Origin of the sequence: Streptosporangium sp. NBC_01639 (assembly GCF_045209755.1) — a bacterium.
Lineage (GTDB): Bacteria > Actinomycetota > Actinomycetes > Streptosporangiales > Streptosporangiaceae > Streptosporangium.
On the sequence record NZ_CP109272.1, the window covers coordinates 6,813,443 to 6,838,491 of the forward strand.

Below are 25,049 nucleotides of genomic sequence, written 5' to 3' on the forward strand. Positions count from 1 at the left end.
GCAGAAGGAAAACCGATCATGAGGATGGATTCGCTCACCGGATACATACGCTTCCTGAGCCTGACCTTCGCCGGGCTGTTCGCCGGATTCGTCAACGGGGTTCTCGTCTTCGAGCTGTCCCTGCGCAACCACGGCGGATCCGTGTACACCCAGGTCCGGCAGATCGAACTCGACCGCCTGGACATCCTCGCCTCCGTCACCCTGATTCCGGCACTGATCACCACCGCGATCCTGGTCGCCCTCGCGGTCAGGGGGAGAGGCCGTGCCTTCTGGCTGACGGCGGCGGCGCTCGTCCTGCTGGTGGCCGTTTTCGTCACGACGCTCATCGTCAACCTCCCCATCAACGGCGTTCAGGTCGGCTGGAGCGTCACGGCGCCTCCCGCCGATTGGGCCGACATCCGTGATCGCTGGCAGATCGCCCACGCGGTGCGCACGGTCGCGGCCGTACTCGCCTTCGCCCTGCTGGTCGCGGCCACCGTCGTCAATGCCAAGCAGTCCTTCCTGCACCGGCACCTGCTCGATCGGTCGCAGGCGGACCACTCCGCCCCCGCCCGCACGTACGAGGGCGGACGCAGGTGAAGGAGATCGAGCTGTCCGCCGGGACGATCGCATACGAGGACACCGGCGAGGGGCCCACGCTCGTGCTGTTGCACGGGCTGATGATGGACGCCTCGCTGTGGGAGAACGTGATCGCCGACCTGTCCGCCGACCACCGATGCGTGGCACCGACGCTGCCCCTGGGGGCCCACCGTCACGCCGTGCACGCCGACGCCGACCTGTCGCTTGCCGGGGTCTCGCGGCTGGTCGCGGAGTTCCTTGAGCGCCTCGATCTGCATGACGTCACCCTCGTCGGCAACGACACCGGCGGAGCACTCGTCCAACTGCTCATGGGTGACGGCGCCGCACGCGTGGAGCGGGTCGTGCTCGCCTCATGCGATGCGTTCGACAACTTCCCACCAGGGCTGACAGGCAGGACGCTCGTGCTGGCCGGCAAGCTCCCGCCCCAGATGTTCGGGCTGTTCATGCAGCAGATGCGGATCCGGATGCTCCGGCGGCTCCCGCTCGCGTTCGGGTGGCTGACGCTGCGCGGAGACGCCGCCACCGCCCGCTGGCTGAAGCCGGTCCTGACGCAGCCGGAGATCCGCCGCGACGCCGTACGCGCACTCCGCGCGGCGGTGAACGGCGCCGGCTCCTTGCTCGCCGCGGCCGAACGACTGCCGGGCTTCGACCGTCGCGCCCTCGTGGTCTGGGCGAAGGGAGACCGGGTGATGCCGCCCGAACACGGCCGGCGCCTCGCCGAACTCCTCCCACGAGGACAACTGGTCGAGGTGGACGACAGTTGCACGCTGATCCCTCTGGACCAGCCGACCAGGCTCGCTCAGATCATCCGAGAGTTCATCCACCCGTGCGACGTGTCCTAGCGATCACGTCGGCTCTCTTCACCGCCCCCGTCATTTGAACTGCGTATAATACGATGGCCATACCTGATCTCGGGAAGGCCTATCGCATGACGTCCTCCGCCCTCGAAGAGGCCGAGTCGGCACGGCGTCGGCGCCGGGCGACGAACGCGATAAAGGAGTCGCTGCGCGAACTGAGCATCCAGTTGTCCTTGCTCAACCGTCAGGTCAGCGCGCACGTCGACCTCAAGGACGTCGATCTGTCCTGCCTGGACATCATCAACCGGTACGGCCCGCTCAGCCCCACCGCGCTGGCACGCCGCGCCGGCCTGCACCCCGCCACCATCACCGGCATTCTGGATCGACTCCAGCGCGACGGCTGGGTCACCCGCGACCGCGACCCGCAGGCGTCCGACCGCCGCGCCGTCGAGGTCCGCGCCCTCCGCGATCGCAACGCGGAACTGTTCGCGCTCTATACCGGCATGAACTCGGTCATGGACCAGATCTGTGACCGGTACACCGACCCCGAACTCGACCTGTTCGTCGACTTTCTCCGCCGCACCACCACCGCCGGCCAGGACGCCACCAGCGAACTGGCCCGCGAGTAACAGCCGCGACGTCCATCGCCCGCCCGCGCCGCGCGCTGAAATTCGCGCGCAGCGACGCCACCCAGCTCATCGAGTTGATCGCCCGCGTCGACGCCGATGGGTTGAAGATCGAGGCAGTCGAGCGGCACCTCCTGAACGACCTGGCCGCCGTCCACGACGAGGCCACCGCCGGACGGTCGGAAAGACCGTCCTGGTCACCGCCTGAGCGACACCGTTCCCCATAGCAGTCAAGGAGCGATCATGATCTGGACAGCCGGCTTCCGCACCGCCGTGATCAGTCCCTACGAGCAGATCCAGTTCACCGAACCGCGTGGCTTCGCCAACCAGACAGTGCGCCAGGTGCTCCACATGGCCGGCGGTGGAGAACGCCTCCGCGTACGCCTGACGAACCTCTACGGCCGCACCCCCTTGACCATCGCCGCCGCGACGGCCGCCACCGAGCACGGGCAGGCCGTCCTCACCTTCAATGGCGCCGAGAAGCTCACCATCCCGCCGGGAGAAGAGGCCGCCGGCGACCCGGTAAGTCTCCCCGTTGCCTCCGGTGCCGACCTGTTCCTCAGCCTCTATCTCCCTGAGGAGACAGGCCTGGCCACCTATTCCCACCAGCCCATGGAGACCGCTCACATCGTCGGCGGGAACCACGTCACCTCTCCCGCGCTTCCTGAGGCCGAGCAGGTAGAAGCCAGGTTCTACGTCTCGGGCGTCGACGTGCTCACCCCGGACGACACCGCGATCGCCGTGGCGTTCGGCGACTCCTGGTTCGAAGGGGTCGGCTCCACCGTCGGCGCGAACAACCGCTCCGTGGACGTCCTCAACCGGCGCCTCAAGCGGGGATGGGTCGTCAACCAGGGCATCGCCGGAAACCGCCTGCTGCGGGACGAGGTCGGCGAGCACGCGCTGGCGCGCTTCGACCGCGACGTCCTCTCGATTCCCGGCCTGACCCATGTCCTGGTGCACTTCGGCATCAACGACCTCGGCCTCCCCGGCATGTCCGGTGAGTCTCCCGTCACCTCCGACGCCCTCATCGAAGGCTTCAAGACCCTGGCCCACCGCGCCCACGCGGCCGACCTGAAGATGCTCGCCGCCACCATCGGCCCCTTCGCGGGCGCCATCTACCCCGGGATCAGCACCCCCGAGGGCCTCGCCGCCCGACGCGAGGTGAACGACTGGATCCGTACCACCGACACTTTCGACGCCGTCTTCGATGTGGCCCGAGCCGTCGAGAACCCTGAAGCGCCCGATTACATCCACCCCGCCCTGGACAGCGGCGACGGCGTGCACCTCAACGACAAAGGCGCCCAGGCCATGGCCAACGCCGTAGACCCGGAAACCCTCGCCCTCTAGGGCCTGTGACGCGGCGGTTGTCCAGCTGCGCGCGGAGAGCCACGAAATCCGGGATGAGGACATCGCCCGGCTGTCCCCGCCCAAGCACCGCAACCTCAACGTGCTCGGCCGCTACAGCTTCACCGCCTCCACCCCGGCCGGCGGCGGCCTGCGGCCGCTGCGCGACCCGGACGCCCCAGAACTCGACGACGAGGAGGAGTAGGCGGCATCCGCACCGTGAAGATCACCTGGCAGCGCGGGGGGCTCAGGGGCGGTGCGGCGGTGGTCAGGGGTGAGGAGGTAGGCGATCGCCATGTCGCTGAGTTCGTCCGCGTACTGGCGTTGGGCCGCCTCGCCGGTGGCGGGGTCGGGGCGTATGGAGTTGTGGAAGCAGGCGCCGAGGATCGCGCGCGCCGCGGTGTCCAGCGCCGTTTCCGAGTCGGAGCGCCGGATCTGGTCGGCGTAGGGGGCTGCCGCTTCGAGCAGGATGCGGTGGATCTTGGTGATGGTGCTGGCCCCGCGGTCCAGTGACTTGGTTCCCCGGGCGCGCAGCAGCTCGGGGAAGAGGTTGCTGCTGTCGGCGAAGGACTGCAGCAGGGCGTGCGCGTAGGCGTCCATGACGCCGGAGAGTGACGGCTCGGCCGTACGCAGCTGCTCGGCGACGTAGTCCTCGCGCCGTTCCAGCATCCGCTCGGTCAGGGCGGTGATCAGCTGCTCTTTGTCTTCGAAGCGGCGGTAGATCGTGCCGACCGAGACGCCGGCGCGCTCTGCGACGCCGGTCATCGTCATCTCCTCCAGGCCGGACGAGGAGGCGATTTCCTCAGCCGCCCGCAGCACGCGAGCCAGTGTCGCGGCGCTACGTGCCTGCTGGGGTTCCCGGTAGCGCAGTGGGCGGTCCGGCTCGTCAGTCATGTCTTGCATGGTATCCGCGGCGCTCTCAGCAGGTCCTTTTGACAAGTGGTGCGCTCCTTTGGGTAAGCTCATAAAGCGAACATGAATTCACATTCACATCTTACCGGAGGTTCGACCATGACCGACAACCAGACTTCCCCGCCCGTGACCGTGACGCTCGAGTCAGGGCCCACCGGCGCCAGGAGCATCGACGACTTCGAGCTGTTCTACGCCCGCCGTGCCCTGGACCGCTTCCGGACGCGGCTGGGACGCCAGGGCCTGCTCGACCTCCTGGCCGCGGACATCGAGGAAGGCAACGCCTTCCTACGAGACAGCGCGCGCGCCTCCGACGGCAGCTTCAAGGCAGGCACGACGGTGCTCGCGACGCGAGGCCTCACCTCGGGCGCGTTCCTAGCCTGGATGGAGAAGGCCTTCGCCGGAGACGAGAACGCGCTTCTCGCGGCGCACCCCGAGCACTACGTGATGACCACCGACGGATCGGCCAATGTGGTGGAGAACATCGGCCCCCATGTCTGCTCCTTCTATATGGGCGGCTGGGGAACGGACGCGATGGCCTGGGCCGCGGATGCGAACGAACTCCTCCCGGAGTCCGAGTTTCCGCACAAGATGTCCTCGAACCTCTTCCTGGCTGACGGCACCGTTGTCGGGCGGGCGCTGATCCAGTTCGGTGACACCGCTGACGGTTTCACCGCAAACCTGACGATCTATATGCCCTCCACGTGCCCGCCGGACATCCTGGAGCACCACCTCCGGCACTACGCTGTCGAGTTCAGGAACTGGATCATCGCGGCCGCGGCGGCCCGCGTCTGAGGTCTTCGACCAGACGTCAGGCAACTCGGCCCCGGTGGGCCATGCGGCCCGACGTCTGGTCGGCAGCCGCGCGGCTGCCGACCGCATCAAGGCGACACAGACCACCCGCTTCGGCGTACGCGGTCTCGGGCGCGCAGCGCCCATCCGGCTTCTCCACCACCCCAGCCGAGAAGGGGCTCCGCCCTCTCCACGTACGGCACGAAGCAAAGAAAGCCTTACGATGTCGAACCACCTCGCCCTGCCCGGTACGCGACGCAAACTGGCCCTGGTCGTTCTCGGCCTGGCAGCCCTGATCACTACGATGCTGTGTGCTTTCGCGCTGCCCTCGCTCCACAGCGGCCCACGCCACGTCCCCGTCGGCGTCACCGGGCCCCAGCAGACCACCGACGCTCTCCGGGAGAACGCCGACAAAGACGCGTGGGACGTCCGCGTCTACGAGACCCCCGCCGCCGTCCAGTCCGCGGTCAAAGATCGTGCGATAGCGGGTGGCCTCGCGGTCACCGATCACGGCGTCGACGTCTACACCGCCAACGCCGGCGGCCCCTCCGCAACCAGCGCCCTCACCGCGCTGGGCGACGGCGTCGCCGCACAGCACATGACAGAAGCATCCGTCCACGACCTGGTGCCGTTCACCCAGGACGACCCCCATGGAACCGGGCTGACCTCAGCACTCCTGCCCATGATCTTCGGCGGCATCTTCCCCGTCCTGATCCTCAGCAGCGTCTTCCCCGGCCACCGCGGACTGCGGACCCGCCTCGTAGGAGCCCTGATGTTCTCCGTCGTGGCGGGCGCCGCCGTCGCTGCCGTCCTCCAGTTCGCCACCCACTCGATCGACGGCAACTACTGGCTCACCGCCCTGGGAGTCATCCTCGGCATAGCCGCCATGTCGACGACCCTCCTGGGCCTCCAAGCCTTCTTCGGCATGGCCGGGTTCGCTCTCGGCGGCGCACTGATGATGCTGCTGGGTAATCCCCTCTCGGGCCTCGCCACCGGCCCCCACTGGCTCCCCAACGGCTGGGCCACCTTCGGCCAACTCCTCCCCCCAGGCGCCTCCGGCAGCCTGCTACGAGCCAACGCCTTCTTCGACGGCACAGACGCCGGCTTCCCCGTCCTGGTGCTCACGGCCTGGGTCGTCATCGGTGTCGCCCTCGCCCTCCTCGCCGACCAGCGTGGCCAGTGCTCCATCGCCGTCCACCACAACGCCCCCACCGTTTGAGAGGGATTGTTCTCGTATGAGATTCCCCCGGAGTGAGGATCTCATGACGGAGAGTTGACATCCGATACGGCTGCGATGGACCGGCGGCATGGGCAAGCGCAAGCCTTATCCCAGCGATCTGTCCGAGGCGCGGCGTCACCAGCGCGATGGGAACGATGAGGCCGTAACGGGGCCGGGTTTTGAGCTCGGCTCTCTTCCGGCCGCAGTCAAAGTTTCGGAAGATGATCGCTGGTAGCGTGGAGCTCGGCAAGGAATTGGAGTGCTGTCAAGAAACCTGTTACCAGGCTCAAACGGGCGAGAAGACGCAGGTCTGCGGCTTGCGTCTGAGAGTCATGGCAGTCCCTGCGAGTCGATGCCCCTACGGAAGACATCTTGCCTGACCAGCGGAGAGGTTACCGTTTGTGGCTCATGGCGCGTTTCTTAACGGCGCCCCATGAACGCGCCGCGACGGAGCTCGACCGGCATTGGACCGAAAAGTCGCGATAAGGGGTCTGACCAGGTAGAGCTTCGGGTTGGGTCGGACCGGGGTGCCCTGCCGTGATTGCTCACGGTGGGTTTCCCCGGCCCGCCCGCCGCACCCGGCGTGCGCGTCTCCACGCACCGGGCGCTCCACGTGCCTTTCCCGCTGGTCAGGTTCCTGCGGGTTCGGTGGTCCAGGGGGTCGGGATCTTGGTTCCGCGATAGCGGTAGCGTTCGATCTTGACCGGTGACGCGCCTGTGAAAGCGGTCCCCTGGTGGGCGATCCTCCAGTCTCGGTCGCAGAAGCGACGCTTGAACTCGGGCATGCCGAGGCGGGCCTTGCCCGCATATTTCCGGCGGATCCACCGCATCAACCGGCCCCACGCGTGGGCGTCGATCGCGCCGAAGATCGCCTTGGATACTCCGTGCCGGAAGTAGGTCGCCCACCCGCGCAGCATCCGGTTCAAGCTGAGGATCAGCTCGGCCAGATCCTGGTTGCGGGTCGACCTGTGCGTCTTCGCCTTCACCTTGTCCTTGATCGCCTGAACGGCCTTCTTGGACGGCATGGTGTAGACGAAATACTTGTTCGTTCCTCGTTTCCGCTGGCGGCGGATGTGGTGCCCGAGGAAGTCGAACCCCTCGTCGATATGGACCACACGGGTCTTCTCCTCGGCCAGGCGCAGTCCCAAGGGGGCGAGCACGCCGGCCACCACTTCGCGCAAGGCCTCGGCGTGATGGCGGTCGCCCGCCACCATCAGGACGAAGTCGTCGGCGAACCTGACGAATCTCCAGTTGCCCTGGCCTTGGTCCTTGCGTCTGCGCCGCTGCCGCTTGGTGCCCATCTCCTCGTGCCATTGCCGGTCGAAATGATCGTCCAGCGCAGACAGGGCGATGTTCGCCAGCAGCGGGGAGAGGATCCCGCCTTGCGGGGTTCCGGTCCAGGTCTCCTCCCGGTTTCCGTCGGCCGTCATGACCCCGGATTTCAGGAACGCCTTGACCAGCGAGTTCACGTGCTTGTCCTTGATCCTCGCCCGGAGACGGTCCATCAGGGCGGTGTGGTCGATCTCGTCGAAACACGCCTTGATGTCCGCCTCGAACACCCACCGGTAGTTGACCGGCTCGGAGGCGAAGTGATGGATCTCGGAGATCGCGTCGTGCGCTCGCCGGTTGGGGCGGAACCCATAGGAGCACGGTTTGAAGTCCGCCTCGAAGATGGGTTCGAGAACCTGCTTCAGGGCCGCTTGGACTACCCGGTCGGCGACGGTGGGGATCCCCAGCTTGCGAAGCTTGCCGCTCGCCTTGGGGATCATCACCTGCCGCACCTCGACCGGCCGGAACTCGCCCGACTTCAGCGCGTTCCGGAGCTGGCCCAGGAAGTCCTCGACCCCGATCACGGTCTCGATCCAGACCACCGTGGCCCGGTCGATCCCCGGAGTCCTCGCCCCGACATTCCGCGAGACCCGCTCCCACGCGTGTCTCAGGAACGCCGGGTCGTGGACGAGGTTGAACAGGTCACCGAACCGGCGGCCGGGATCATCGGTCGCCCAACGGTGCAACTTGGTCTGCATCCTCCGTACCGCACGCTCGGCCGACCACGGGTCGGGCCAACCGCTGGCACCGGTATTCACCGGCGCGTCTTCGGACATTGCATTCCCTTCATCGACTGACACGCTGCCGCCCTTCCCCATGCACGCGGCTCTCCCGCGCTCGGAGTACTACGGCGGCTCCGCCCCCTCCGCGTCTTCGGCCGACGTCGGGCCTATCCCGCCCCACGCCCCTGGCCAGGGCGTTCGGGCGGGACCGATCACGGAGGGTTCCCACGTTCACTGCTGTCCGATCGACGGGTTAGGCACCCGGCTCTGCCCCTGCGGCATCGTCACGGCTACGCCGTAGTCCTTCACCGTGACCTCCGAGCGCAGGCGCTTAAGACCCTGCTCGGAGTTCCCCGCCCTCGTCAGGAGGAGGGCGAGTGCGCGCCGCTTCCCAGCCCGAATCCACCGGGTTAGAGCTGGTAGCAAGTCAAGAGGCGTAATGACACCGGTTCCTCGCGTATGCCTTCCCGTCTCGCTCACCGCGCCCGGCCCATCCGGTAGTGCTGGACCGACGCGACTTTGTCGAGGCTGCTCCCACCCTCCCCGGCGACTCCCGGCTCAGGCTGCCTCCAGCTTCACCCCACCGCTACGACGGCGAGGAGATGGACGGTCTTTCACCTCCATTCGGAACAACAGCGCCTCGTGGCGCACTAAGACTCGCGCAACCAGGTACACGCCATTGAGTTCGTCCAGCTCAGCGATGCCTACTCACAAGAGATCAGCTCAGCGAGTCAATCATCTGCAAGTCTTAAGGGTCCAGCTCGTCATCCTCGCCTACGAGGCGGGCTTGGCGTCCCCGTCTCGGTGATCAAATCGAATGGATGGTCAGGCGCTGGTGGCCGGGGTGATGGGGTGGCCTGCGCACCAGATGGCGCGGATCTTGCGGGTGTCGGTGATATCAGTGGTCGGGTCGCCGTCGATGAGGACGAGGTCGGCGCGTAGGCCGGGTTCGACGGCGCCGCGGTCGCTCAGGCCGAAGGCGCGGGCCGGCAGGATGGTCGCCGAGCGCAGGATGTCGACTGCGCCGATGCCGGCGCGGGCCATGAGCTCGAGCTCGTGGTGCAGGCTTTCGCCGTGCGCAACGGCGTTGACCGAGTCGGGCTGGGTGTTGGCGTCGGTGCCGGCCAGGATCTCGATGCCCGCTTGGTGCAGGGCGGTGACACTGGCCAGGAGATGAGTGAGGGGCGCCTTGCCGGCCAGGATGCCTTCCATCATGGTGATCGTGGGGATGGCCACCTGTCCGACGGCCTTCATCGCGGCGATGTCTTCGGGCGGGACGACGCCGTCGAGGGGGATGTGGGTGATGAACTCGGCGCCGGAGTCGACGGCCATCGCGTACGCGCCAGCGGTGGCGGCGTGCACGATGGTCTTGAGGCCGTGCTCCTGGGCGGTGGTGACCAAGGTCCGCAGGGTCTCTTGAGCGGGCCCACCGGCGCCGGGAGCCTCGGCGGCGACTTTGATGTAGTCGCTGCCCTCGGCGGCTCGGGCCGCGACGTGCCTACGGGCGTCGTCGGGGACGCGGATGACCGCCTCTGTCGGCAGGCTCAGCATGTGGCGGGCGTGGTTGCCTTCGGGGCCGATCGCCGGAACGCCCGCGGTGCGGAAGTCGGCCGATCCGGTGACCTGGCGGAGGGAGGCGACCAGCTCGGTCGGCCAGCAGGCCATGTCCAGCCCGGTGGTCACGCCCCAGGCGGCCAGCGCGTGCAGGTTCTGCGGGCTGTTCAGGTGGACGTGGGCATCGATCAGGCCGGGCAGGAGCACCGCGCCGGCAGCATCGATTTCCCGCGCGTCGGCAGGGTCGATGCCGATCAGCCGACCGTCGATGACGACGGTGCGGGGCTCGGTGAGCCGGTTGCCGTCGAAAACGCGGACATTGGTCAGGGCGGTCTTGGCAGGCGTTGTCATGAGGCGGACACCTTCCCCAATAAGGAACAGTTTTGTACACTATGGGGACCGTACACCCTGTTTCCTGCTCGACGCACCTGTCGCTGGGCCGCTCTAACCGGAAAGGTGACCGCCATGTCCCCTTCTGCCATACCTCCCGGCCCCACACCCGCCCGTGCGACCGAGACCACGGCTGGCCCGCGTCCCGGGGACCGCGCGGCCCCCAGAGCCACCCGACGTCGCGGTGAGACCCTGACCCGGGCGATCTACCAGGCCACTCTGGAGGAACTGGCCCGCACCAGTCTCGAAGAGCTCACCTTCGACAAGATCGCGCCGCTGGCGGGTACCGGGAAGTCGGCCCTCTACCGTCGCTGGTCCACTCCCGCGCAACTGGTCCTCGCCGCCCTGACCGATCCGTCCACCGGCTTCGGCGCTCCTCCCGCTCCTCCCGACACCGGTTCCCTGCGCGCAGACCTGATCGACCTGCTCGGCCGCCTCGCCCGCGTCCTGGACGAGTCGCGCGGCCGAGCTCTGCGGCCCTTGGTGATCCAGCGCCCCCGCCATCCCAAAATCTTCGACGAAGTCCATCGCCTGGTCGTCTGGCCGCACCAGCAGATCCTCCTGGCCGCCCTGCGGGCCGCGGCCGAGCGCGGCGAGGCGGCCCCTCAATGCGTCACACCGCGTGTCGCCTCCGTGGGCCCCCGCTTGATCATCGCCGAATCCCTGGAGAAAGACGCCGTCGACCAGGCAGAGGTCCAGGCGATCGTGGATGAGGTCCTGCTGCCTTTGACCGCGCCGCGGCAATGGAAGTCCTAACAGAATGAATTGTGTCGCGTACGTGTTGTTCCTTGTATGAGGAAGGGTGGACAGCTGCCCTGGATCGTCTCGGACGAGCTGTGGGAGCGAATCGAGCCGCTGCTGCCGAAGATCGAGCGCCGCTATCGACATCCCGGACGCAAGCGGTTCGATGACCGCAAGGCTTCGTGCGGCATCTTGTTCGTGCTCTACACCGCGATCCCGTGGGATTTCCTGCCCCAGGAGCTGAGCTTCGGCTCGGGGATGACCTGCTGGTGCCGGTTGCGCGACTGGTAGCGGGCCGGAGTCTGGGAGTGCCGTCCGCTCCGTGGCTTCCGGCCGGTGACGATCGCCGGTCGGATGGAGGCGGACCTGTACACCTCCGTCCGACCCGGCGACTATCGCTCTCCTGAGGCCACGGCGGAGCCGTGGTGTCAGGTCACCAGCGCGGAGTGGAGGCGATCTGACCGCCCCAGTTCTCCTGCTGGACGCCACCGATACGGTCCCACCACCAGTGGGTGACCCCTCCGTCGGCGGCGGACGCCCCATAGACGTGCTGAGCTTCACCGGCCATGTTCGTCACCGGATCGGAGTGCAGCGCCCCAGGCCACACAGCGTAACGGGGCTCGTCGTAGGCGGGATCCCACCACCAGTGCGCCAAGGTGTCGTCGCTCGTGCGGGCGAAGACGTGCTGCTGGGCGCCGTACACGAACGCGGAGGGGCGTCCGCCTAGCGGGACCGGACCGGCCCACGTCTGCCGCTCGACCATCTGGGTGCCGGAGTCCCACCACCAGTGCGACAGCCGGCGCTGCGCGTCGGCCGCGAAAACGTGGAGCTGACCACGGTGCACGAACGCCGCCGGGGTGCCGTGCGCGGTCCCCGCCCAGGTCTCGTGCCGCACGCCAGGCCCCTTGGTCCACCACCAGTGGTGCAGTTGGCCATCGGTTCCCGTGGCCCAGACATGCTGCTGGTCGCCGAAGACCACCGCGACCGGATCACCGGCCACGGTGCCCGCCGCCGTCCAGGTCTGCTCCCGGCGGGACTCGGCACCGGAGTCCCACCAGGTATGCAGCAACCGGCCGTCCGGCGTACGGACGAAGGCGTGCTGCTGACCCGGCGTCGTGACGGCCGCGGGCGCTCCTGACACGGTGCCGGCGGGGAGCCAGGTTTCCTGAACCAACCCGCCGCGGCCCGTGTCCCAGAAGCGGTGCCGCAGGCTCCCATCCGTGCCGCGCACCAGAACGTGCTGCTGGGCACCGGCAAGGTAGGCGACCGTTTCACCGGCGACGGCCGTACCCCAGGTCCCGCGCTTGACCGTGCCGTCGGGCTCCTCGAACCAGTGGCCGAGGGCGCCACCGGGTGCGGGGGCGAAGAGGTGTAGCTGATTCGGGGTTGTGGTGGCCAGCGCGCCGGTGTACTGAGCGGCCGTCAGGCTGGTCGGGTTGTCCGGCATGTCGAGGTCGGCCTCGGTGAAGGTGGCGAAGTTGACGAATTCGTGTTGATCGGTGATTCCGCCCTCGTAGATGACGCCGTACCTTCCGCCACCTAAGTCCATCATGTCGGAGTACGCAGAGATGTCGTCGTACACCAGGAATCCGTCCTGGGGCGCCTGCCAGGTGTGGCCTCCGTCGAAGGAGGAACGAATGGTGAGGTGCGCCCGGGTCGAGCCGGCCGGAGCGGCCAGCAGCGCCCGGTCGTAGCCGTCGTGGTCCTTGGCCCTGATGGCCAGGGTGGATGCCTGGGTGCCGATGTCGGGCAGCCCCAGCGGCGGAAGCAACGCGAAGTCGGCCTCGAACGTCTTGCCCTGGTCACGAGAGATCGCGTATGCGGCCCTGTTCACTGTCGCCGCGGTGCCCTCCTCGTTACGCGCCGTCACGAACACGCTGCCGTCACCCCGCTCGAAAAGGCTGAGCTCCTGCGCTCCGATCGCGGGCTCGGCGCCGTGCGAGGACGCACCGGCGCGCCATGTGGCGCCGTTGTCGTCGCTGTAGATCAGTGCTCCGCCGAGTGCGGACTGCTTGTAGATTCCCGGGGCGACGCGAACCGTAACGCCCACCACCAGGCGGCCGGCGTCGGCGCCCCTGGTGAGCTGGATGCCATGCGCGGGGCCCGTGCCGATCTGTCCCGGAGTATCCTCCGACCCTTCCTGCCAGGTTCCCCAAGCGGGCTTCCAGATCTCCTTCGTGATCGCCTTCCGGGTTTCCCACGTGGCGCCATGGTCATCGCTGGTACGGACATAAACCCGGTCATGGTTCTCGGTGTACAGCAGCACGATCCGATGCGGGTCTGTTGTGGTGTCCACGATCGGCACGGGGTTGTGCGCGAACACCCGCGGCGTCGCGCTGTGTCTGGCGAGCACTCGCAATGGGCCCCAGCTCCTGCCCCCGTCAAGAGACCGCTTCAGCACGATGTCGCCCGGGCTGGAGTCGCCGCAATCATCGAGGTGCGCTCCGGCGAAGGCCAGCAGGCCTCCATCGCCGGCCTTCACCACGGCGGGGGCCCGGAAGCAGACGTACGCGGCCGCGGCGCCATCCTCCCGTTCCCCGTTGGTGAACACCGCGTGTCCATCGGGGATGGTGGCGGCTGCCGCGATGAACGGTGGTGCCACCATCGATGATGCCGCGACCATCAGCACGGTGACCATTTTCCAGAAGGCGGCTTTCCAGAAGGCGGCTTTCCAGAAGGCGGCGCGATATGACCGGCTGCTCCACTGGATTGTGCTTTTCATCAGTTCGTTCTCCATTCACCCGGGAGGGCCGGGATTTCATCCTGCTGGCTTTCTCTCCGAAGAGCCGAGGCCGCACTGATCCGTGGTCGCCCGGCCAGTCGCCCGACCCGTTGGAGAACACGCTGACCGGACGCGTATCGACCACTACCTCGCCGGGGGACGAACGTTTGCGACAACTTCGTAGAAGCCCTCGGTGAAGACCGATGGGCCCCGCGACGGCATATGGAAAAAGAACTCCTGGACGTGCCGTCCGTACACGCCGCTACCGCAGAGGGCTGAAGATTCCAGCGTCCGGGGCAGCGGCATGTACGGCGACCGGCTACGGCAGGGCTCAGGACCGGTGCCCTGCCGTAGCCGAACACCGTGCCGGCATCCCACGCGCTGTCCGCGGCAGGAAACACGTCACTTTCGTGAAGCGGCCAGAATTCAATGCTCGGTTGCTTCGGTATCCGCTATGGATGGTTCGGCATCCACCCTCGACCGACGATCGGTACGATCAGCCAAGCTCGATCTTGTCGACTTTGTTGTTCCAGGTCCCGCCCCCGGGATAGGAGACGTTCCCGAGGTCCGGAATGAGCGATCCCGCATGGACGGCGAGTGTTTTGTCCGACTCCAAGAAGGAGCGGCTGTCGACCAGCGTCACCGTTGCGTCCGTACGGTTGTAGACACTGCTCACGCGGTCCCGCCAATCGTAATCGCCCAGATTCCTCGTTCCCGCTCCGATGTACCTGGTTCCGGCACCCGAGTACTGCGGCCATTCCCAGATGCAGACCCAGTGGACAGGGCAGTCGCTCAGGTCACGTACCCGCATGATGGCCGTCGACGTCTCGGCCTGAGCCGTACTGGCGGAAGCCGACATCGTCCCTGCCATGGTGAGTGCGGCGGCCACGGCAAACGTTGCCGTCCAGCGATTCTTCAAGCGCATTTTGCAGACCTTCCGGTTGATGTCTTGTTGACCTGCACACTGAGAGATAAGCCAAATGACGCAAGTTCTGCCGACCCGGGGAATATGACTCAACATCACCACCGGTGAGGCATCGCGGCCAATGACCTCTCACAGCCAAGGCAAACGCTATGGGGAGTGGAAGAGGTGGCCAATAAGTGATCGTCTTGAATGCGCAAGTGATCGTCTCGACGAGATGGTTGCTCGTACACAGAGCCCTTTGCGTGCGCCCGGCGGAACAGAGGTGGGGTTACGTGTTCCCTATCAGGCCATCCGGCAGGGCATGTGATCGTGTACCGCTCGAATATTGAGTTACGTGACCTGAGCTGCGGTTAAGCGGCGTGGTGATATTCGCTGATCATGTCGGCAACGACGGGTTTTCGGCGGATGGATCGCTGGCCGTTGAGGTCGTCCCGTGACGGAGCGCCAGCAGTTCGACGTCCTTCGACAGATCAGCGCGGACCAGCACCGCCAGCAAGCTGAACAAGCACCTCGCCAACCGGTAGACCAGCGACAACACCCGTGATGGTCGCAGCCGCCGCCCTGATCATGCAGCAAAACCCCAGTTCAGAGCACGAAATCGTGTTTCCGAGCGGGACAGGATTCGAACCTGCGACCGTCGGATTAGAAGATCGATCTTGAGCGATTCCAAACAGTTCAATGCTGTCAGCGGGTATATGCGGTTCATCCTGAACGGTCTGAAACGGCCTCGACTGTAACTGGAAGTGCAACGGGATTCCTTTCGTCCTGTGCGGTCATCTGTCGGGGGCCGTCCGGATCAGCGCGCTGGAGGTGCGACCTCTTCGGGGCGGAAGACGGCTGCGGTGACAGGCGCATGCAGTGTCCAGTCCAGGGATTGGTAGAGCCCGCGTCCGTCCCGAGTCGCGACAAGGACGCCAGTTCGCGCTCCCTGGGTCGCGGCACGGTGGCCAAGGGCGCCCATGACGAGGCGACCCAACCCACGACGGCGATGTGATGGGCTGGTCTCCACCTGATCGATGACTGCGAACGACCCGGTTCGCGCGATCCGGCCTCTGGCGGCCACTTGTTCGTCGGTGTCAAGGACCTCTGCATCGGTAATGGCGCCTTGTGTCGTGACCTGCAGTCTGTAACCGGACGGTGTGGGGAACTCGGTGAAGCGCAGGGACGCCGTCATCATGTATTCAGGGTCCTTTACCGTCCATCCGGTCGGCAGCACGGCGGCCACGGTCTCCGGTCTGGCGCAGACCTTGAGCCAGGTTCCCGGCGCGGCCGGTTCCCCCATCAGGCAGCGGAGGACCGCTGGATCGAATCGAGGCAGTACGTAGCGGATGAGATGGCCCGGCAGTCCCACATCGACTCGGTAACCGCCAGGCACCGCCACCGGTGGCGCGGTCGCGCGGGAGAGCGTCCATCCTTGTACCCAGGCCTCGGCCACTTCCGGCAGGGCTCCATCGTCCTCGTTGGTGTTGACCGGGGCATCAAGCATGGGTCACTTCTTTCACGAGCTTCACAGATGCCCTGAATACTTTATTGCAAGTCTTACGCAATAAGGGGTCCCTCTTCCCTCGGGGAACGGAGAGGGAAGAGGGTCATCGCTCAAGCAGGCGTTCAAAGAGGTTCGGGACCGGCGCCCACGCCGCACGCTCGGACGGCGGGTGAGCGGAGGGCCGTGCGGCGGCGCGCCGCGCTGCTCAACGACGGAGCCTCCCGGCTCGTCGACCGATTCCACCTGGCTGCCTGGCGCCAAGCCCTCGACCTGCTCGACGGCTCCGGCCCGGCCGAACTGATCCGCCACGTCCGCGAGGCCGAGCACGGTGATCCGGACGGCTCCCGGTGGCCTCGGAGCAAGGCCCACGACGACGCCACCGCGGCACTCTGGAAATTCTCCTAGGGCAGTCTGCCTGCTGACCTGCGCATGGCCTTCAGGCACCTGCGACCTGATAAAGATCATTCCGAGCATGTGCCGGATCTTGCGAGTACCTTCATCGGCATGGGCCTGCTGTTGGTGTTGCGTCCTCCACAGGCTCATCCGAAGGGCCTACGTCGGGCTACTCGGGCCCAGCGCCGTGAGCACCGCCGTGCCGACGCTGAGGAGTGGGAGATCGCTCAGCAGCGCGGTTGGCTGCTGGGCATGGAGGTAGAGAAACTGTTGCCACTGGTGAACAGTGCCGGGGCGGCAGATTACCGATTCTCGGGCAGCTCGACCCGTGGGCGGACATCCACTCCAGTGGTGTTCGGTGCGGTTCTACGATGCATATCGCTTGGTGAACACGGATCCGGCGAATGTCAGCCCATGCGTGTGAACCACCCGCGCGGCCTGCCCTTCACGAGATCGGCCCGGCATCGTTGAACCACCCGTGGATTGAAGGCCGCAGCCATCGTCACATCGATCTTGTCAACGTGTCCGGAAGCTTGGCCTGGCGAGCGTCTTGGGTGTATTTAAATTTGTGCAATCAAGACAAAAGCGGGGGAGCGTGGACCAACGCAAGCGGGGCGCCGGGCACGGTAGGAACGTCGGGCTGCTCGGGCGGGAGTCGGAGTGCGCCCTCCTCGATCAGATGATCGCGGCCGTCCGCATGGGGGAGAGCCGCGTGCTCGTGCTGCACGGCGCGCCGGGAGTCGGAAAGTCAGCGCTGCTGGAGTACGCGGCGAACTCGGCGACCGGCATGCGGGTGCTACGTGCGGTCGGTGTCGAGTCCGAGATGGAGTTGGCTTTCGCCACATTGCATCAGTTATGTGCGCCGCTGCTGGATCGGCTGGTGACCCTTCCCGCGCCGCAGCGCGATGCGCTCGAGACGGTGTTCGGGATGCGAGGGGGAACGCCGCCAGAACGTTTCCTGGTCGGGCTGGCAGTACTGAGTCTGCTGTCGGCCGCCTCAGAGGGAGCTTCCCTGCTCTGTGTGGTCGATGACGCGCAGTGGATGGACCGGGCCTCGGCGCAAGTCCTCGGCTTCGTCGCACGGCGGCTGCTGGCGGAGTCAGTCGCCCTCGTCTTCGGCTCTCGCCGGCGGGCCCAGGACTTGCTCGGACTACCGGAGCTGGAGGTCACCGGGCTGAAGGCCGCAGACGCACACGCTCTGCTGAGCTCGGTGACGCACGTCCAGATCGATCAAGACATCCGCAATCGGTTCGTGGCCGAGACCAGGGGCAACCCCCTTGCCTTGCTGGAGCTACCGCGTGAGCTGGCCGTGACCCAGATGGCGGGCGGATTCGGCCTCCTGGACGCCGACACGCTGCCGAGCCGGATCGAGCAGAGCTTCCTGGCCCGGATCGAAGGCTTGCCCGAGCAGACCCGGTTGCTCCTGCTGATCGCCGCCGCCGAGCCGGTCGGCGACCCCTCGTTGGTGTGGAGTGCCGCCGAACGGCTCGGCGTCACACCGGCGACGGTCCTGGCGAGCGGGACGGACGGGCTGCTGGAATTCGACGTACGGGTGATCTTCCGTCACCCGCTCGTGCGGTCGGCCGTGTACGGCTCGGCGAAGGAGAGGGACCGCCGGGCGGTCCATCTCGCGTTGGCGGAGGTCACCGACGCGCAGATCGACCCGGACCGTCGTGCCTGGCACCTCGCGTCGGCGACGGCCGTGCCCGATGAGACCGTCGCCGCCGAACTGGAACGGTCTGCCGACCGGGCACAGGCCCGCGGCGGGCTGGCCGCCGCAGCGGCGTTCCTGCAGCGATCCGTGGCGCTGACCATCGACACTTCGCGGCGTGCCGAACGTGCCTTGACGGCCGCGGACGCCAGCCTTCGGGCGGGCGACATCGAAGCCGCGCGCCGATTCGTCGACATCGCCGACCGGGATGCCCAGAGCGAGTTCCAACGGGTGCGAGCCCACCTGGCACGCGGTCACATCACGTTCGCGGCCGGCTTCAACAACGAGGCGCCGCTGATGTTGCTGACAGCCGCGCAGCGGCTGGAGCCCTTCGACATGGACCTGGCGCGGGAGACGTATTTCATCGCCTGGGGTTCCGCGTCATTCGGTGCCGGAAACCGGGACAGCCTCATGGCCATCTCCCGGGCGATGAGGAAACTCCCCTCTCCCGAAGGCAGTCCGCGTGCCCTTGATCTCGTGCTCGATGGCTACGCGCTGCTCATCACCGACGGCAGGAGCGCCGCGCTTCCCACGTTGCGAAGGGCGAAGACCGCGCTCGCGGACTATCCCGTGCGGGACCTCCTGAAATGGGGCTGGGCGGCCTGTGGCGTGAGCGCGCTCCTCTGGGAGGACCGGATCATGCCCGAGACGCCCGCCAGGGCGCTTGAGGAGGTGCGCACGGCCGGCGCTCTGTCCGAGCTTCCCATCTATCTCCACGCGTTGGGGGTACCGATCTCGCTGAGCGGCGAATTCGCCACCGCAGCCGCGCTCGTCGCCCAGTCCCAAGCCGTCGCCGACGCGACAGGCGTGCCCATGACGCAGCACACCCAGCTCCTGCTGGCGGCAATGCAGGGTAAGGAGGCCGAGGCCTCGGCGCTGATCGCCGCCACGATCGAGGAGGCCGGTGCCAGCGGTCAGTTGAACGGCGTCGCGTCCGCCCACTGGGCGGCCGCGGTCCTCTACAACGGCCTCGCCCGCTATGGGCTCGCGCTGCCGGCGGCCCAGGACACCACCCGGAGCGCCAACCTGATTGTCTCCCAATGGGCGCTGCCCGAGCTCGTCGAGGCGGCGGCACGCGTCGGAGACGACACGGCCGCCCGGGGGGCGCTCGAAGGTTTGGCGGACGCGGCAGAACCGTGCGACACGGACTGGGCACAGGGAATCCTGGCTCGCTGCCGCGCACTGCTGAGCGACGACGATGCCGCGGACGACCTCTACCGCGAGGCGATCGAGCGGTTGGGCCGGACGATCCTGCGCCCCGAACTGGCGCGCGCTCACCTGCTGTACGGCGAGTGGTTGCGCCGGAACCGTCAGCGGGCCGAGGCGCGGGCTCACCTGCGTACCGCGTACGAGATGTTCGTGTCGATCGGGATGGAGGCGTTCGCCGAGCGTGCCCGCCGCGAGCTTCTCGCCACGGGCGAGACCGTCCGCAAGCGCAGGAACGAGGCCTCGACGAGCGACGAGTTGACGGCGCAGGAGAAACAGATCGCCCTGCTCGTACGGGACGGCCTCTCCAACCCGGAGATCGGAGCTCGTCTCTTCCTGAGCCCGCGTACGGTCGAATGGCACCTCCGCAAGATCTTCGTCAAGCTCAGGATCAGCTCCCGGAAGCAGCTCGGTGACGCCCTGTCCCGTGGCGGGTATCCATGACGCAGTGAAGGCCAGGGAATAAGCCGTAGATCGGGCCGCCCCCAGCCGACCGGCACGTGGCCGACCGGCGCAGGCCGTTCGGTGCAGAACCGGTGCGGTCAGGTCACGTATATGCGCGGCTTCACGTGTCTGGATGCCGTCCACACCGTGCGTCGATGTTCTGTCCGGCAGCCGCGGGCCATGGTGACCAGGTACTTCATGTCGTTCCTCCTGAGCTGTCAGCCCGTTCAGGATCGGGCCGACGGACGGCCATTCGGACCCGTGGCCTTCCCTGGCCCCGGTTGACCAGTGAGAGTCCCTGGTGCGACGTGGCGGCCGGCTGCGCGAGTCTCATCGTGTCGGCATTTCGTCCGAGCGCAGGAAGAGCTGTCATGGATACGAAGCTTGAAGTCGTCGTGGCCGGGCTGAGAACTTCTACACGGCCTGGGCCGGCGGCTCGATGCCGACATCAGCGCCGGTGAGGACCTCCGGGTGGCGCAGGTGACCGAAGCCCGGCTCGTCGGCGGCGGTCGTCGCCACGTCGGGCGCGTCGATGCCGCCGCCGGTGCCGTGCTTCGGTCAGTGTGGCGCCCAAGGCCTGTCAGCAAATGATCCGCGGGGACGCCCGCTTCCGCGTCGTCCTCGACCCGAGGGAATGAGGCAGTCATGCACGACCAGCCGTTGGACGGAGCCGTCGCGCTCGTCACCGGCGCCAGCAGCGGAATCGGCGCGGCGACCGCGCGCCGCCTCGCCCGCGAGGGTGCGGCGGTAGTCCTGGTCGCCCGTCGCCGCGACCGCCTGGACCAGGTCGCGGGCGACATCGCGAAGCTGGGCGGAGAGGCGGTCGTGTTGGAGGCCGACATCACCGAACCGGAGCGCGCCGACGACATGGTGCAGGACACGCTGGATCGGTTCGGGCGCCTGGACATCCTGGTCAACAACGCCGGGATCATGCTGCTCGACTCAGCGCTGCACACCACCATCGAGGAGTGGGATCGGATGATCTCGCTCAACGTGGCGGCGCTGTTGCACGTCACGCACGCCGCCATCCCGCACCTGATCTACGCGGCGTCGACATCCCCGCGGCAGGTGGCGGATCTGGTGAACGTCAGCTCGACGGCCGGGCGAGTCGCCCGGCCGGGGAGCAGCGTCTACGGCCTGACCAAGTTCGGCCTGAACGCGTTCACCGAATCGCTTCGCCAGGAACTGCTCAGCGAACGCGTCCGGGTCAGCGTGGTGGAGCCCGGCACCGTGGACACCGAACTGGTGAACCACCTCAGCGACACCACCCGGGACGCGGCCCGCCGACAGATCGGCGGAATCGAAGCGCTGCGGCCGGAGGACATCGCGGACGCAATCAGCTACATCGTCACGCGAGAGCGGCGGATCGCCGTCAACGAGATGCTGGTTCGGGCCGGCGACCAAACATGGTAGCCGCGCCTGATCGAGTGTGAGTCCACGAAGGCCGGTGCCGGCGACGTCCCGTATCTCATCGCCGGCACCGCTGAGGACCGACCGGAGAACGGTGCTCAGCTGCGATCGTGAACACCGGACGGCATCGCATATCTCCTACCGAAACGAGCAGCAGGACCGACGTGGTGAGCCAGAGCGATCCTGCACGCCCGTGAGGACCCTTCATCTCCGCTTCATTGCCGCAACCTCAAGGAGAAGAAACATGTCCCAGTCTTTCCCGTTCGTCATCGATCCCACCGGTGCCGACCGGCATGCCGAATACCAAGCCCTGCGGGCTCGTGGCCCGGCCACCCCCGTGGACATCCTCGGCCTGCGCGCCTGGGCGGTTACCGACCCTGCCCTTCTCAAGACTCTGCTCACCAGCCCCGATGTCTCTAAGAACGGCCGCACTCACTACCCGGCCTTTCAGCAGACGATCGGTACGTGGCCGCTCGCCCTGTGGATCGAAGTGCAGAGCATGCTCACCGCATACGGCGCCCACCACCGCAGGTTACGGCGGATGGTCGCTCCCGCCTTCAGCGCCCGCCGCATCGCCGAGCTGAAGCCGACCATCCGATCCCTGGTCACCGAGTTGATCGACGACCTGGCCGCGGTGCCCCCCGGCCAGGTGGTGGACCTGCGCGAGCGACTGGCCTACCCGCTGCCCATCGCCGTGATCGGCCACCTGATGGGCGTACCGGAAGACCAGCGGGACGATTTCCGACAGCTCGTCGACAACGTCTTCGACAGCACGCTCACGCCTGAGCAGGCCACGGCCAACACCGCACGCCTTTTCGAGACCACCGACCAGTTGATCGCCATCAAGCGCAGCAACCCCGGCGACGACATGACCTCCCTCCTCATCGCGGCACGCGACGAGGAGTCGGACGGCACCGGCTTCACCGATGTCGAACTGCGCGACACGATGATTCTGATGATCAACGCCGGGTACGAAACGACCGTCAACGTCATCGACCAGGCCGTCTTTGCGATGCTGGCGTCCCCCGACCAGCTCCACCTCGTCCGTACCGGCCGGGCCACCTGGGAGGACGTGGTGGAGGAAACCCTGCGCGCCGAGCCCGCCATCAAGTACTTGCCGTTGCGCTTCGCCGTGACCGACATCAAGCTGCCCGACGGGCAGGTCATCGCGGCGGGAGACCCCATCCTCGCCGCGTACGGGGCCGCCAACCGTCATCCGGACTGGCACGGGCCGGACGCCGACGCCTTCGACGTCACCCGAAAGGTGAAGGACCACCTGGCGTTCGGCTACGGCGTGCACTTCTGCCTCGGCGCTCCCCTGGCCCGCCTCGAAGTCGCGGAAGCCCTGCGTCAGCTCTTCGAGCGTTTCCCTGCCATGTCACTCGCGGCACCGGCCGACGCGTTGCGGCCGGTATCCACTCTCATCAGCAACGGTCACCAGGAACTCCCCGTTTACCTGCGCGCCGTCGAGTAGCACAGCCGACCGCCGGCAGGCCACAGAGCCTCAGGCCGTGGTCGCCGTGCCGTCGAGCAGCGTCGTGCTGATCTGTTCGCGGGACACAATGTCGAGCTTCGCGAAGACCTGGGCAAGTGCCGTCAGCGCCTTGGCAGACCCTGCTTGCCGAGCAGGTCCACACCGGCGGACAGTGTGCGGCGCCGCCTCGCGCCCGCCCCTCGGCGGACTTTCGTGATCACGGGGACGATGACCGTCGGTCCCTGAACGCGACGTGCCGGCTGCCGGCTGAGGTTTCCGGTGGCACCGCCGTGGACCTCGATGAGTGGAGCGGTTGGTGCCTACGGCCCGGGTACCTACCCGGAACCCTGATGGTCCGGTCCCGGGTTCCTACCCGGAACCCTGGTGGTCCGGCCCAGGGTATCGACCAGGCTCTTCCCTGGGCGCGATGGAAGGGCTCAACGAACGAATGTGATCGCAGTGGCATCGCCGGATGCTGGGGGTGAACGGAGCCGATCGTGACCATGAACCTGCTGGAGTCACACAGAGACCACGCGGAGCAGACCGATGACCATTCGATCAGAAGATGGGACGGAGCCACTTCGGTGTTCGTCAGTGCCGCACCCCGGCTCTTCGCGATTGGTCTGCGCGTCCTGCACGACGCGGACGAGGCTGAGGACGTGGTGCAGGAGACATGGCTGCGCTGGGCCCGTGCCGACCGCTCGATCGTCGTCAGTCCGCCCGCATTCCTCGCGCTGACCGCGACGAGGCTCGCCATCAATGTCACCCAGTCCGCCCGCAGGCGCCGCGAGACCTCCGCCGGCCCCTGGCTTCCCGAGACGACCGACCCCTCTGTCAGCCCCGAGACGGCAGCCGCACGACGCGAGGCGGTCGACACCGCGATCCGGCTGCTGTCGGAGAGACTGACCCCCGCCGAACGAGCGGTCTATCTCCTGCGCATGGCCTTCGACTACCCCTACCGCCGGATCTCCGAGATCCTCCACCTGGGTGAAGACCACGCACGGCAACTCGTGCGACGCGCCCGCGACCACCTCGCCACCGAGCGACGCCACCAGGTGAGCACCACCGCACACCGGCGCCTCGTACGGACGTTCCTCGCCGCCGCACAGACCGGCGACCTCGCCGAATTGGAAGAACTGCTCGCCGCCGACGTCACCCGCTAGGTCGTCCGGCCGTCAGCGTCGGGCTTCGGCCCCGCTCGGGATCCCCAGCAGCATTCGCCGCATCATCGGCTGGTCGGCGAGAACCCTCAGCATCACCGTGAACGGCGTCAACGGCGCAGCCACGCGTATGTCGATACGGGCGGGCCGGCAGCAGACGAGATCGGAGTGAGCAGTCCGTGTGGTGATCGACCTGCGGTTGGAGAGGCTGCGTACTCGTCGAGGCCGTGCCGGGCCGTGGTGGGTCCGGCGCGGCGAAGCTCGCCGTGCCGGACCGGTGTCGCTCGCCTACCGAGTCTGGTCGGTGGGGCGGATGAGGATCTCGTTGACCGCGACGTGCTCCGGCTGGGTGACGGCATACACGACGGCATTGGCGATGTCTTCGGGCTGCAGGGTCCGCATGGAGGCGGCTATGTTCTGCGCGGCGGCCTGCATCGTGGGGTCCGTGATGTGGTCGGTCAGTTCGGTGGCGACGAAGCCGGGCTCGACGACCACGACACGCATGCCCTGGGTGGTGACCTCCTGCCGCAGCGCCTCGGAGAAGGCGGTGATGCCGAACTTGGTCGCGGCGTAGGCGCCGTTTCCGGCCGACGCGACCCGGCCCGAGGTCGAGGAGACCTGTACGACGGCGCCCTTGCGCTCCAGCAGGTGCGGCAGCGCCGCGTGGACCATGTACATCGACCCGAGCAGGTTGGTGTCGATCATGCGCGTCCATTCCGCGGTGTCCGCACCTGCGATCGGACCGGCGAGCATCACCCCGGCGTTGTTCACCAGGATGTCCAGTGCGCCGAAGTACTCGACGGTCTTGGCGACCGCCGCCCGCACCGACCCTTGGTCGGTCACGTCCAGTTCGAGGGCCAGCATCTCGCCGGGCGCCTTGCCCACCAGAGCCTCCAGCCGGTCGGCGCGTCGGGCCCCGACCGCGACACGGGCCCCCTCCGCTGAGAACGCCAGCGCAGTGGCCTCGCCGATGCCCGACGACGCTCCGGTGACAAGGATGACTTTTCCATTCAACGTGTTGCTCATGTGCTTCCTTTCCGCAGGGACTCACAGGTGACGTCGCCGCCAGGCTCCCAGAACGCCGTGCCGGGCGGCGCCGGCGGCGGCGTCGTGCGC

At 67.3% G+C, this 25,049-nt stretch carries 21 protein-coding genes; 14 read left to right on the forward strand and 7 right to left on the reverse strand.

What is annotated here, in order from left to right:
* Positions 1-18 precede the first annotated feature (18 nt).
* From OHA77_RS31040 to OHA77_RS31055, 4 genes are all read left to right on the forward strand, one after another.
* Positions 19-579, forward strand: a complete 561-nt coding sequence (locus OHA77_RS31040) for an anthrone oxygenase family protein (RefSeq protein ID WP_406312921.1) — start codon at positions 19-21, stop codon at positions 577-579.
* Positions 576-1,421 (forward strand): alpha/beta fold hydrolase, encoded by an 846-nt coding sequence (locus OHA77_RS31045; RefSeq protein ID WP_406312922.1) that lies wholly within the window; start codon positions 576-578, stop codon positions 1,419-1,421. The genes OHA77_RS31040 and OHA77_RS31045 overlap by 4 nt, the downstream gene beginning before the upstream one ends.
* A gap of 86 nt (positions 1,422-1,507) precedes the next feature.
* Positions 1,508-2,005, forward strand: a complete 498-nt coding sequence (locus tag OHA77_RS31050) for a MarR family transcriptional regulator (protein WP_406312923.1) — start codon at positions 1,508-1,510, stop codon at positions 2,003-2,005.
* 240 nt (positions 2,006-2,245) lie between these two features.
* Entirely contained in the window at positions 2,246-3,349 is a 1,104-nt protein-coding gene (locus OHA77_RS31055) for an SGNH/GDSL hydrolase family protein (RefSeq protein ID WP_406312924.1), read from the forward strand.
* Positions 3,350-3,460: 111 nt separating this feature from the next.
* Here the strand turns inward: OHA77_RS31055 and OHA77_RS31060 are convergent, their stop codons facing one another.
* Entirely contained in the window at positions 3,461-4,240 is a 780-nt protein-coding gene (locus OHA77_RS31060) for a TetR/AcrR family transcriptional regulator (RefSeq protein WP_406312925.1), read from the reverse strand.
* Positions 4,241-4,357: 117 nt separating this feature from the next.
* On the opposite strand from OHA77_RS31060, the gene OHA77_RS31065 reads away from it, so the two are divergent.
* The 3 genes from OHA77_RS31065 (at position 4,358) to OHA77_RS31075 (ending at position 6,501) form a co-directional block, all read left to right on the forward strand.
* Positions 4,358-5,050: a hypothetical protein gene (locus OHA77_RS31065; protein WP_406312926.1), complete on the forward strand. Its 693-nt coding sequence runs from the start codon at positions 4,358-4,360 to the stop codon at positions 5,048-5,050.
* A gap of 220 nt (positions 5,051-5,270) precedes the next feature.
* Entirely contained in the window at positions 5,271-6,266 is a 996-nt protein-coding gene (locus OHA77_RS31070; RefSeq protein ID WP_406312927.1) for a hypothetical protein, read from the forward strand.
* A gap of 88 nt (positions 6,267-6,354) precedes the next feature.
* Positions 6,355-6,501, forward strand: a complete 147-nt coding sequence (locus OHA77_RS31075) for a hypothetical protein (RefSeq protein WP_406312928.1) — start codon at positions 6,355-6,357, stop codon at positions 6,499-6,501.
* Between the two features lie 394 nt (positions 6,502-6,895).
* Here the strand turns inward: OHA77_RS31075 and ltrA are convergent, their stop codons facing one another.
* Positions 6,896-8,293: a group II intron reverse transcriptase/maturase gene (gene ltrA / locus OHA77_RS31080; protein ID WP_406312929.1), complete on the reverse strand. Its 1,398-nt coding sequence runs from the start codon at positions 8,291-8,293 to the stop codon at positions 6,896-6,898.
* An 849-nt stretch (positions 8,294-9,142) separates the two neighbouring features.
* Positions 9,143-10,222 (reverse strand): amidohydrolase family protein, encoded by a 1,080-nt coding sequence (locus tag OHA77_RS31085; protein WP_406312931.1) that lies wholly within the window; start codon positions 10,220-10,222, stop codon positions 9,143-9,145.
* A gap of 114 nt (positions 10,223-10,336) precedes the next feature.
* On the opposite strand from OHA77_RS31085, the gene OHA77_RS31090 reads away from it, so the two are divergent.
* Both OHA77_RS31090 and OHA77_RS31095 read left to right on the forward strand, forming a co-directional pair.
* Positions 10,337-11,017, forward strand: a complete 681-nt coding sequence (locus tag OHA77_RS31090; protein ID WP_406312932.1) for a TetR/AcrR family transcriptional regulator — start codon at positions 10,337-10,339, stop codon at positions 11,015-11,017.
* A gap of 36 nt (positions 11,018-11,053) precedes the next feature.
* Positions 11,054-11,293: a transposase gene (locus tag OHA77_RS31095; protein ID WP_406312933.1), complete on the forward strand. Its 240-nt coding sequence runs from the start codon at positions 11,054-11,056 to the stop codon at positions 11,291-11,293.
* 142 nt (positions 11,294-11,435) lie between these two features.
* Here the strand turns inward: OHA77_RS31095 and OHA77_RS31100 are convergent, their stop codons facing one another.
* From OHA77_RS31100 to OHA77_RS31110, 3 genes are all read right to left on the reverse strand, one after another.
* Positions 11,436-13,724, reverse strand: a complete 2,289-nt coding sequence (locus OHA77_RS31100) for an exo-alpha-sialidase (protein ID WP_406312934.1) — start codon at positions 13,722-13,724, stop codon at positions 11,436-11,438.
* Between the two features lie 496 nt (positions 13,725-14,220).
* Positions 14,221-14,649 (reverse strand): peptidase inhibitor family I36 protein, encoded by a 429-nt coding sequence (locus tag OHA77_RS31105; RefSeq protein ID WP_406312935.1) that lies wholly within the window; start codon positions 14,647-14,649, stop codon positions 14,221-14,223.
* Between the two features lie 796 nt (positions 14,650-15,445).
* A complete protein-coding gene (locus tag OHA77_RS31110; RefSeq protein WP_406312937.1) occupies positions 15,446-16,135 on the reverse strand; it encodes a GNAT family N-acetyltransferase in 690 nt (229 codons plus the stop codon).
* Positions 16,136-16,318: 183 nt separating this feature from the next.
* Between OHA77_RS31110 and OHA77_RS31115 the strand changes: the two genes are divergently transcribed.
* The 5 genes from OHA77_RS31115 to OHA77_RS31135 all read left to right on the forward strand — a co-directional run bounded on the left by OHA77_RS31115 (position 16,319) and on the right by OHA77_RS31135 (position 23,936).
* A complete protein-coding gene (locus OHA77_RS31115) occupies positions 16,319-16,540 on the forward strand; it encodes a hypothetical protein (protein WP_406312938.1) in 222 nt (73 codons plus the stop codon).
* Positions 16,541-17,123: 583 nt separating this feature from the next.
* Positions 17,124-19,889, forward strand: a complete 2,766-nt coding sequence (locus tag OHA77_RS31120; protein ID WP_406312939.1) for an AAA family ATPase — start codon at positions 17,124-17,126, stop codon at positions 19,887-19,889.
* Between the two features lie 645 nt (positions 19,890-20,534).
* Positions 20,535-21,302: an SDR family NAD(P)-dependent oxidoreductase gene (locus tag OHA77_RS31125; RefSeq protein WP_406312940.1), complete on the forward strand. Its 768-nt coding sequence runs from the start codon at positions 20,535-20,537 to the stop codon at positions 21,300-21,302.
* A gap of 241 nt (positions 21,303-21,543) precedes the next feature.
* The gene (locus OHA77_RS31130) at positions 21,544-22,773 is read left to right on the forward strand and encodes a cytochrome P450 (RefSeq protein ID WP_406312941.1); all 1,230 of its coding nucleotides are present in this window, start codon (positions 21,544-21,546) and stop codon (positions 22,771-22,773) included.
* A 503-nt stretch (positions 22,774-23,276) separates the two neighbouring features.
* A complete protein-coding gene (locus OHA77_RS31135) occupies positions 23,277-23,936 on the forward strand; it encodes a sigma-70 family RNA polymerase sigma factor (protein ID WP_406319901.1) in 660 nt (219 codons plus the stop codon).
* 285 nt (positions 23,937-24,221) lie between these two features.
* Here OHA77_RS31135 and OHA77_RS31140 read toward each other — a convergent pair whose 3' ends face one another.
* Entirely contained in the window at positions 24,222-24,959 is a 738-nt protein-coding gene (locus tag OHA77_RS31140; protein ID WP_406312942.1) for an SDR family NAD(P)-dependent oxidoreductase, read from the reverse strand.
* Positions 24,960-25,049: the final 90 nt, after the last annotated feature.

Bases quoted from the DNA above. Each gene is read 5' to 3' on its own strand.
- OHA77_RS31040 (WP_406312921.1), top strand. From the start codon at position 19: ATGAGGATGGATTCGCTCACCGGATACATACGCTTCCTGAGCCTGACC.
- OHA77_RS31050 (WP_406312923.1), top strand. From the start codon at position 1,508: ATGACGTCCTCCGCCCTCGAAGAGGCCGAGTCGGCACGGCGTCGGCGC.
- OHA77_RS31055 (WP_406312924.1), top strand. From the start codon at position 2,246: ATGATCTGGACAGCCGGCTTCCGCACCGCCGTGATCAGTCCCTACGAG.
- OHA77_RS31060 (WP_406312925.1), bottom strand. From the start codon at position 4,240: ATGACTGACGAGCCGGACCGCCCACTGCGCTACCGGGAACCCCAGCAG.
- OHA77_RS31065 (WP_406312926.1), top strand. From the start codon at position 4,358: ATGACCGACAACCAGACTTCCCCGCCCGTGACCGTGACGCTCGAGTCA.
- OHA77_RS31070 (WP_406312927.1), top strand. From the start codon at position 5,271: ATGTCGAACCACCTCGCCCTGCCCGGTACGCGACGCAAACTGGCCCTG.
- OHA77_RS31075 (WP_406312928.1), top strand. From the start codon at position 6,355: ATGGGCAAGCGCAAGCCTTATCCCAGCGATCTGTCCGAGGCGCGGCGT.
- ltrA (WP_406312929.1), bottom strand. From the start codon at position 8,293: ATGCAGACCAAGTTGCACCGTTGGGCGACCGATGATCCCGGCCGCCGG.
- OHA77_RS31085 (WP_406312931.1), bottom strand. From the start codon at position 10,222: ATGACAACGCCTGCCAAGACCGCCCTGACCAATGTCCGCGTTTTCGAC.
- OHA77_RS31090 (WP_406312932.1), top strand. From the start codon at position 10,337: ATGTCCCCTTCTGCCATACCTCCCGGCCCCACACCCGCCCGTGCGACC.
- OHA77_RS31095 (WP_406312933.1), top strand. From the start codon at position 11,054: ATGAGGAAGGGTGGACAGCTGCCCTGGATCGTCTCGGACGAGCTGTGG.
- OHA77_RS31100 (WP_406312934.1), bottom strand. From the start codon at position 13,724: ATGAAAAGCACAATCCAGTGGAGCAGCCGGTCATATCGCGCCGCCTTC.
- OHA77_RS31105 (WP_406312935.1), bottom strand. From the start codon at position 14,649: ATGCGCTTGAAGAATCGCTGGACGGCAACGTTTGCCGTGGCCGCCGCA.
- OHA77_RS31110 (WP_406312937.1), bottom strand. From the start codon at position 16,135: ATGCTTGATGCCCCGGTCAACACCAACGAGGACGATGGAGCCCTGCCG.
- OHA77_RS31125 (WP_406312940.1), top strand. From the start codon at position 20,535: ATGCACGACCAGCCGTTGGACGGAGCCGTCGCGCTCGTCACCGGCGCC.
- OHA77_RS31130 (WP_406312941.1), top strand. From the start codon at position 21,544: ATGTCCCAGTCTTTCCCGTTCGTCATCGATCCCACCGGTGCCGACCGG.
- OHA77_RS31135 (WP_406319901.1), top strand. From the start codon at position 23,277: ATGAACCTGCTGGAGTCACACAGAGACCACGCGGAGCAGACCGATGAC.
- OHA77_RS31140 (WP_406312942.1), bottom strand. From the start codon at position 24,959: ATGAGCAACACGTTGAATGGAAAAGTCATCCTTGTCACCGGAGCGTCG.